Below are 8976 nucleotides of genomic sequence, written 5' to 3'. Positions count from 1 at the left end.
GATCAGCACCGCGCTGAACGGCACAATCGGCAATGGCGACTATCAGAAGGTGCTGAATCGTTGGGGCGAGGGCGTTGAGCACATCGATCGTTCTGAAATCAATCCCGCCGGGCTGGGCGATTAAGGAGCTGACCATGAGTGAATCTACTTTTCGCGAAGTGTCGCCTGACGCACCCGAGCTGCAGCCGATTCTCGGCGGCTTGTTCGGTGAATATTCCGCGCGCTACGGCGACTACTTTGCCCGTCATAAAGAGCAGGAGCTGACTGAATGGTATCTGCCGCCGCAGGGGCTGTTTATCGTGCTGGAGCGTGATGGCGAGATCATCGCGATGGGCGCTTATAAACCCTATGACCCGCAGACCGCCGAGCTGAAACGTATCTGGACCCGCAGCGATCTCCGCCGTCAGGGGCTGGCGCTGGTGGTGTTGCAGGAGCTGGAGCGGCGTGCGTTGCAGGCAGGTTATCAGCGGCTGTTCCTCACCACCGGTTTCCGTCAGCCGGAGGCGGTGCGGCTCTATACCGGTCACGGTTATCAGCCACAGTTTGATCTTAGCGGCGATCTGGAGCGGTACGGCCAGCCGCCGTACGACGGGCGATTGCGTTTTATCAAAGTGATCGGCGTCTATAACGTCGCCGAAGCGAGTTAAGGAGTGACGATGAGCAAACATCAACATCTGCAGGTGGTGCCGGCACGCTACCCGGCACGCACCGCAGGCGCTATCGTTGCGCTGTTTATTCTGGCAGGCGTGGTGCAGTCGGTAGCCTTTAACCCCCGCTGGGAATGGAGCGTGTTTGCCCGCTGGTTCTTTGATCCGGTGATCCTGCACGGTCTGGGTCAGACGCTGCTGCTGACGCTGCTGGGTACGATATTCAGTCTTTTTCTGGGTGGTCTGCTGGCGCTGGCACGTCTCTCCTCATCGTGGCTGCTGAGCACGCTGGCGTGGGGTTATATCTGGCTGTTCAGGTCACTGCCGCTGATTGTGGTGCTGATCATTCTTTATAACTTCTCTTATCTCTACGACACCCTGTCTGTCGGCATTCCATTTACCGGCCTCTCCTGGGGGGCGTATCAGACGATTAACGTGCTGGGGCAGTTTCAGGCAGCCGTTATCGGTCTGACGCTGGTGCAGGCGGCCTACAGCGCGGAGATTATCCGTGGCGGGATCCTCGGCGTCGATCACGGTCAGGTGGAGGCCGCGTCTGCGCTGGGGCTCTCCGCCACGCGCCGCACTTTCCGCATCATTTTGCCGCAGGCGCTCCGCGCCATTATTCCCACCGCATTCAACGAGATCATTAGCCTGGCAAAAGGCACGTCAGTGGTTTATGTGCTGGCGATGCCAGAACTGTTCTACACCATTCAGATGATCTACAACCGCAATCAGGAAGTGATCCCGCTACTGATGGTGGGAGCCGCCTGGTATCTGATTATCACCACCGTCTTGTCAGTGATTCAGTACAACGCTGAACGCTGGATGGCTCGCAGTGTCACCCGTGAACCGCAACCATCGCGCTGGCGACAATGGCGCAACCGCGTCACGCCACTTCATCCGACCGAGGAGATCAGCCATGTCCGAAGCCATTGATTACCGCACCTCACACACTACCGGTGCCATAAGCATTACCGGTGTCAGCAAACGATTTGGTAAACACAAGGCGCTGGATGATGTTTCCCTGTCGCTGGCGCCTGGATCGGTCACGGTGATCCTCGGGCCGTCCGGCTCCGGTAAATCCACGCTGCTGCGTACCATCAATCATCTGGAGCGGGTCGACGAAGGATTTATTCAGATTGATGGCGACTACATCGGCTATCAGCAGCGCGGTAATAAGCTGTATGAACTGAAAGAGAAGGCGATTCTGCGCCAGCGCATCAACGTCGGCTACGTGTTCCAGAACTTCAATCTTTTCCCGCACCTCAGCGTGCTGGATAACCTGATTGAAGCGCCGATTGCCCATCGTCAGTTAACGAAACCGGAAGCGATACAGCGTGCGGGCGAACTGCTGGATATTGTGGGCCTGCGGCATAAAGCCGATGCGTGGCCGCGTCACCTGTCGGGCGGGCAGCAGCAGCGCATCGCGATTGCGCGTGCGCTGATGCTCAATCCACGGGTCATGCTGTTCGATGAGCCGACCTCGGCGCTGGACCCGGAGCTGGTGGGCGAAGTGCTGGATGTAATTAAAAAGCTGGCGCGTTCCGGCACTACGCTGGTGATTGTGACGCATGAGATTGGCTTTGCCCGAGAAGTGGCGGACAACGTGGTCTTTATGGTGGATGGCCGGATTGTGGAGCAGGGGAGCACCACCCAGGTGCTCAATAATCCGCGTCATGAGCGCACCCGACGCTTTCTGGCGCGCGTGTTATGAGGGCATTAACGTTAACGGTTCTGACGCTGCTTCCGGCGCTGGCCTGTTCCGCGGCTGACAAGCTCGATGTCCTGCAAAACGAGACGCCGATCCATGCGCCTGCCAATCCACAGGCAATCAGTAAAATTCCGGCTGACTTCCATTTTATCGAACCGGGCACGCTGACGGTGGCGACCTCAGCTACTAATTCGCCACCGCTGTCGCTGCTGGCGTCTGACAATGTGACGCGTATCGGCAGCGATCCCGATATTGCCAGGCTGCTGGCGGACAGCCTGGGCCTGAAACTCAGGCTGGTTCCGGCTTCCTGGGAGGACTGGCCGCTGGGGATCAGTGCCGGACGCTATGATGTTGCGATGTTCAATATTGCCGTCACCGAAGAGCGCAAAAAGAAGTTCGATTTTGCGACCTATCGCGCCGACAACCACGCTTTTGCGGTGAAACGAGAAAGTCACATCAGCCGGATTAATAGCCCGCCTGATATTGCCGGTAAGCGGATTATCGTCTCGTCGGGTACCAATCAGGAGCGCATATTGCTGAGCTGGGATCAGCAGAACCGGGCCAAAGGTCTGCCTGCGGTAACGCCGATTTACCTTACCGATGATGCGTCTGCGACGCTGACGCTGCTGTCGGGACGGGCAGATGCGATGTTTGGCCCTCACTCTATGGCGGCCTGGAAAGTGGCGTCACGCGGACAGACAAAACTGGTTGGCAGCGGACCGTTTCGCGCGTGGGTCGCCGTGACCACCAAAAAGGGCAATGGCCTGGCCCCCGCGCTGCAGACTGCGCTGGATGGCACCATCGCAGGCGGACAGTATCAGCAGGTACTGGCCCGCTGGGGCGAACAGGATGAAGCCATCTCTCACTCGACGGTGAATCCACCGGGCATTGTTTACTGAGTCTGTAGAACCGGCTCGCCTGCTGCGGCCGGTTCTCAACCGGATGAGCACAGAATTGAACTACACTCTCCAGCGTTAGTGATTTATCCTGCCTGCCTGTTTCCGTAAAATCCTCACTGTGTGGCGGAGTAATTGACCTGGAAGCCCCATGAAAATCAGATTCCTTTCTGCCAATGAGCCAAAACTGGCTGAGGTGCGCAAAATACTCGAACCCATCGGGGTCGAAGTCCTGCCCATCGCCCGTCGCATCGAAGAAATTCAGACAGAAAACGAGCTGGATCTGGTGCGCGACAAACTGACCAAAGCCTTTTCGCTGATTGGGCGACCGCTATTTGTGGAGCATACCGGCCTCTATCTGGATGGCCTGAATGGTCTGCCCGCTGGTCTGACCCGTATCTTCTGGAACCGCCTGGACGCCGAGCGCTTTACCGCGCTGGTGCAGGGGCTCGACAGCCAGGCCGTGACGGCCAAAACGGTGCTGGGCTACTGCGATGGCCGTAAGATGTACCAGTTTTCTGGTGAACTCCGCGGCACCATCGCCGCGAAACCTGCCGGGACACGCGGCTTCCAGTGGGACTGCGTGTTTATTCCTGAAGGCTATGAACAGACCTTTGCCGAAATGGGCGAACTCAAGAATGAGATCTCGATGCGGCGCATCGCGCTGGATCGCTTCGCTACCTTTTTAAAAACCTCGCGGGGAGTGTCATGAAACCTGAACTCAAACGCGCCTATGATTCCGGCAAACTGATTCTGTTTGCCGGCGCCGGTATTTCGCGCAATTTTGGTCTTCCCGAGTGGCATGAACTTATTGCTCATCTGGCTAATGAGCTGGGCTACGACCCGAAAATCTTCAATACCTATGGCACGCATCTGTCGCTGGCGGAGTATTACAAACAGAAAAAGGGGTCGCTTGGCCCGCTGCGCAGCTGGATGGATCGTGAGTGGCACCGCCCGGATATCGATGTCCGGACTTCTGAAATTCATACCATGATCACGCAGGGTAACTTCTCGCGTATCTACACCACCAATTACGATCGCTGGCTGGAAGCCGCGCACGATGCCCACGGTGTTCCTTATTACAAAGTGGCAAACGCCGCTGACCTGGTCTCGCTGACCGAAGATAAGCGTCACATTATTAAACTGCACGGTGACTTTGATGATGACACCTCCATCGTCCTCGATGAGAGCAGCTATTTTGAACGTCTCTATTTTGACTCGCCGCTAGACATCAAACTGACTCACGATGTGATGGGCAACTCAGTGCTGTTTGTCGGCTACAGCATCAGTGATTTCAACATTCGCCTGCTGTTTTACCGTCTGACTAAGATGTGGGGCCGCACCGGGCTGGCAACTGCCCGTCCAAAATCTTATCTGTTCACCAACCGCAATAACCCGGTGGCCAAAGAGGTGCTGGGACAGTGGGGGATCGAGGTGATTGTTTCCGAAGAGGATGATCCGCGCAAAGCACTGGCGATGTTCCTCGAAGAGTTGCTGGTATAGTCAGCGCGGCTTACGGCAGAGAAGCATCAGGAAAAAGAAAAAAACCTGCGCGCGGTTAAGGTTAGCCCGCGCATAACCGATAAACTCTATTCTCTGCTGGCAAAGCATAACCGGCATGATATACTGTATGTATACACAGTACCTGAGGGCGAAAAGATGGCTGTTGAAACAAAATTTGTAGTAGTCAGAAAGGGTGAAGAGAAGATGACGTTTGCCAATAAGAAAGAGGCCGATGCCTACGACAAAATGCTCGATATGGCCGAAGCCTTCACCGACTGGCTGTTACAGCATCAACCTGCACTGGATGAATCTCAGGCGGAAACGCTGGGCCTGCTGATTGCAGAGCAGAAAGATGCGGTTCAGCATATTCTGCGTACCAGCAAACTGCCGGAAGCGGTTGCCGTTTCAAAACCTGAAGCTGCAACGTCCTCTCAGCCTGAAGCCGTGTCAGACGATGGCGCGGATGAGCAGGTTGAAGAGCCTGTTGCAAAGAAAGTTCGCGCCGTTAAAGCCGCGTAATCTCAGCAACGCCGGAAGCAAACCTTCCGGCGTTGCTGTTTTTGAAGAGGGTTAATTCCTTCCTTTCAGGCTATTCATAACTTGTGCTTTTGTCATTACATTCCCCTTATTCTTTTGCCTGTAATTTCTTATCCCGCCACCTCATTGTTATCCAGAATCCTGATTTGACTCACCCTTATTTACTGCGCTTTTCTTTGTAGCATTAAGCTGGTGCTAATAATATTGATTTTATATCAGTGAATTTTAGAGTCTCGCTTTCACTGGCTTCGTTACGCCCTTCACTAATAATTCTTATGAGGTTTCATTAAATGCGTTAGTGAGAAAGGTTATCTGACCTGCTGTTAATATTTACTTTGCTCTGATTCCAACAAAAAATTCCTGTCATAACCTGGCGATAATAACCATGCCATTAATCGTTAATTGGATCTCAGTTTCTTAAAATATTAAGCTTCGGCCCTATTCATTTTCAAAAAGCAGTGATAAGGTGGCCCTGTTTTCAGCGAAGGGTTGTTACTGGATAACAGGCAAAACCTAAGCGTCTCACGGTGTTTACCGCTGTAGGCCGCTTAGGTTTTTTTTTGCACTTTCTTTAAGGATTCTATTAAAAGTATTACTAATCAATAAGTTATTTGCTTAAATCACTTTGAGACAGTAAAGGTCTGAACATGATGACAGGAGAGCTGACACTCTCCTGCGAACCATGACGCCCCTAAAATTTAATAGCAGGTTGTCAAAATGAAATATAAAATAATGCTGTGCGCATTTTCATTTTTAATTTTCTCGCCCTTATCAGAAGCACAGGAGTGGAACGGGGCTGTATTAGGATTTGAATCTCCACCTGAACCCATTCTCGGCGAGATGTTTGGCCTTCGTAAAATGCTTAATGATAATGGGTTTACCTATAACTTTGGCTACCTCAGTCAGTTCGGATGGAATGGCGGTGGCGGTTATAACCATGATTCACATCTCGCCTATATTGATCAGTTCGCACTAACCTTCAATCAGCATCTCGAACGCTGGACAGGTATCCCCGATGCGCGTATCGAAGGAAATATCGTTAACCGTAATCACAATGATAACCTCACTACCAAACGGACACAGGATACCCGTGTCAATTTTAATGATTTAACACAGGAGAGCTGGGGCGGACAATCAATTACCCGACTGGGTTGGCTGACTTTTGCCCGGAGTTTCGATGACAGGCGTATGACGTGGCGTATCGGAATGATGAACAAGGTTCAGACCTTCGATCAGATCATACCCTGTGACTTCCAGATGCTTTCGCAGTGTGGCGGCAAATCGGCTAATTCACTGACCTGGAACAACTGGAACGTCCATACGTGGGGAACCACGCTGGAATATAAAGTGACGCCCACCGTCACCCTGAAAGGGGGTGTGATGGAGCAGAATCCGGATGCTTCCCGTCGTCATCACGCCTGGAGTAGTTCCACCCGGGGCAGTAAAGGGATCTTGCTGCCGGTAGAGATCGAAGCCCGCCCGATACTTAACGGTCTGCCCGGTGCCTACAATCTGGGTGTGGTTTTTACCAATGCCCCGCAAACTGCTCTCTATCGCGGCCGCTCAGGCGGCGCGGGTGCAGATGACCCCAGCGGTTATGATAAGCACAATCGAACGTGGTTTCTTTACGCCGGCCTTAACCAGCAGCTGACGCGACATCAGGATGATGTGAGTCGCGGGTTAAGTACTTCTTTCAGCATGAGCCTGGCCGATCAGCGCACTAACTACATGCATTCGGTCTATGCGGCTTCGCTTCGTTATCGGGGATTGTTTGACGCCCGTCCAGAAGACTGGATTGGCGTTGGCCTGACCTGGACGGAGATGAGCAATCAATACGCGCGCAACCAGCGTTACATGAATACGATCAGTGGCGTTTCTGACTATAACGATGCTGCTTATCATCCGGTCCCGGGACATGCGCTGAATGGTGAATTCTATTACCGATTCCGTCCCTTTTCCTGGCTGGAGCTGCAACCAGGACTTCAATACTGGCATCGTCCGGCCGGGATTTCGCGCACGCAGGATGCCTGGATCACTGAACTTAAAACGGTCGTGACGTTTTAAGCGAACAAGTGGATGTCGATCGCTGTCACGTTTTTGTTGGTCAGAGATTGAGGTCACAACTGGAAATGATAGAGTGCCCGAACTGGATTGTTACTGCTTAGGCAGGCAAAACCTGATTTCTGGCCTCTGCCGGAGGTCAGGTTTTTTTGTTTCTGGGGTTCCGATGAAAATCGCCAAAATTCTTAATAATAATGTGGTGATGGTTCAGGATGAACAGGGGCGCGAGCAGGTCGTTATGGGACGTGGACTGGCGTTCCAGAAGCGCGTCGGTGACACTCTTAATAGCGCGCACATTGAGAAAGTGTTCGCACCGCAAAGTGATCTGCTGGTCCGTCGGCTGGAGGAGCTATTAAACCAGATTCCGCCAGAAGTGATGACCACGTGTGACCGCATTATTGATCTTGCGACACAGCGCCTGGGTAAACTGCAGGAGAGTCTGTATATCACCTTAACCGACCACTGCTTTTTTGCCATTGAAAGGCAGAACAAAGGTCTGGCGATTAAAAATGTGTTGCTGTGGGATATCAAACGTCTCTATCCCAAAGAGTTCGAACTGGGGCAGGAGGCCAGGGCAATCATTGCCCGTCGTCTGAACGTTGAACTGCCTGAAGATGAAGCCGGTTTTATCGCGCTACATCTTGTGACGGCACAGCTTCATAACGAAATGCCGGAAGTGATGGATGTCACCCGGGTTATGCAGGAGATTCTGCAACTGGTGAAGTATCAATTGCAGCTGGAGTACAACGAATCGTCGCTGAGTTATCAGCGGTTCGTCACCCATCTGAAATTTTTTGCCCAGCGGATGCTGACGCGGACCGTGGTAGACGATGACGATGTTTCGCTGCATACAGCAGTAAAAGATAACTATCCCAAAGCCTGGAAATGCGCGGTGAAAGTCGCACAGCATTTGCAACAACGCTACCAGCGTGAGCTGACCGCAGAAGAGATTATGTTTCTCGCCATCCATATCGAACGGGTGAGAAAAGAGGGGCATTAAGTCCCATAAACTGGATTGTTACTGCTTACCGCAGGCAAAACCTGAGCGCGGCCTCTTAAAAGAGGCCGTTCTCGGGTTTTTTTATTTTTGGCTCAATACCAGATGTCCACTGACATTGGGTGTAAGGAAATCGAGATGGAATATCACATGCTGGCGCAGGATATCCTTAGCCATATTGGTGGCAGGGAGAACATCGTAAGCCTGGTACATTGTGCCACCCGGCTTCGTTTTAAACTGAAAGATAACAACAAAGCGGATGCTGAAGGACTAAAGAAAAATCCGGGCGTCATTATGGTCGTCGAAAGCGGCGGGCAATTTCAGGTGGTGATCGGCAACCATGTTCATGATGTCTGGCAGGCAGTCCGTGCTGAAGCGGGACTGTCGGATGATCCCCCCGCATCAACAGAGGATGAGAAGTCAGGAAACCTTTTTAGTCGCCTGATCGATATTGTGTCAGGTATTTTTACGCCGTTTATCGGCATTCTTGCCGCTTCCGGTATTCTCAAAGGTCTGCTGGCGTTGGCCGTGGTCTGCGGCTGGCTTTCTGTTGAAAGTGGAACGTATAAAATCTGGTTTGCGGCAAGCGATGCCCTTTTTTTCTTCTTTCCTATGGTGCTGGGC

10 protein-coding genes and 1 pseudogene are annotated in these 8976 nt (G+C 52.8%); all 11 read left to right on the top strand.

Features of this window, described 5'->3' with window-relative positions; genetic code table 11:
- Positions 1–124, top strand: a pseudogene (locus AC2LB6_RS24190) (ABC transporter substrate-binding protein); the annotation flags it as partial.
- A 10-nt stretch (positions 125–134) separates the two neighbouring features.
- Positions 135–647: a GNAT family N-acetyltransferase gene (locus tag AC2LB6_RS24185; RefSeq protein WP_490095420.1), complete on the top strand. Its 513-nt coding sequence runs from the start codon at positions 135–137 to the stop codon at positions 645–647.
- A gap of 9 nt (positions 648–656) precedes the next feature.
- Complete coding sequence (locus tag AC2LB6_RS24180) at positions 657–1583, top strand: amino acid ABC transporter permease (RefSeq protein WP_010247074.1); 927 nt, start codon at positions 657–659, stop codon at positions 1581–1583.
- Entirely contained in the window at positions 1567–2361 is a 795-nt protein-coding gene (locus tag AC2LB6_RS24175; protein ID WP_010247075.1) for an amino acid ABC transporter ATP-binding protein, read from the top strand. Before AC2LB6_RS24180 ends, AC2LB6_RS24175 begins: the two co-directional genes overlap by 17 nt.
- Positions 2358–3257 carry an ABC transporter substrate-binding protein gene (locus tag AC2LB6_RS24170; RefSeq protein WP_490095419.1) on the top strand — a complete coding sequence of 300 codons (900 nt, stop codon included), beginning with the start codon at positions 2358–2360 and terminating at the stop codon, positions 3255–3257. The genes AC2LB6_RS24175 and AC2LB6_RS24170 overlap by 4 nt, the downstream gene beginning before the upstream one ends.
- 148 nt (positions 3258–3405) lie before the next feature.
- Positions 3406–3966 carry a non-canonical purine NTP pyrophosphatase gene (locus AC2LB6_RS24165; RefSeq protein ID WP_490095418.1) on the top strand — a complete coding sequence of 187 codons (561 nt, stop codon included), beginning with the start codon at positions 3406–3408 and terminating at the stop codon, positions 3964–3966.
- Complete coding sequence (locus AC2LB6_RS24160) at positions 3963–4757, top strand: SIR2 family protein (RefSeq protein ID WP_490095417.1); 795 nt, start codon at positions 3963–3965, stop codon at positions 4755–4757. Before AC2LB6_RS24165 ends, AC2LB6_RS24160 begins: the two co-directional genes overlap by 4 nt.
- Before the next feature lie 156 nt (positions 4758–4913).
- Entirely contained in the window at positions 4914–5276 is a 363-nt protein-coding gene (locus AC2LB6_RS24155; RefSeq protein WP_490095416.1) for a YebG family protein, read from the top strand.
- A 750-nt stretch (positions 5277–6026) separates the two neighbouring features.
- On the top strand, positions 6027–7358 hold the full coding sequence (locus tag AC2LB6_RS24150; protein WP_490095421.1) for a carbohydrate porin: 1332 nt from the start codon (positions 6027–6029) through the stop codon (positions 7356–7358).
- 163 nt (positions 7359–7521) lie between these two features.
- Positions 7522–8355 carry a BglG family transcription antiterminator LicT gene (gene licT / locus AC2LB6_RS24145; RefSeq protein WP_490095415.1) on the top strand — a complete coding sequence of 278 codons (834 nt, stop codon included), beginning with the start codon at positions 7522–7524 and terminating at the stop codon, positions 8353–8355.
- A gap of 135 nt (positions 8356–8490) precedes the next feature.
- Positions 8491–8976 (top strand): PTS transporter subunit EIIB (locus AC2LB6_RS24140; protein ID WP_490095414.1); only part of this gene is annotated, 486 nt, incomplete at its 3' end.

Source organism: Pantoea sp. RCC30.1 (assembly GCF_058148845.1).
This window is presented reverse-complemented; position numbering and strand designations above follow the sequence as displayed.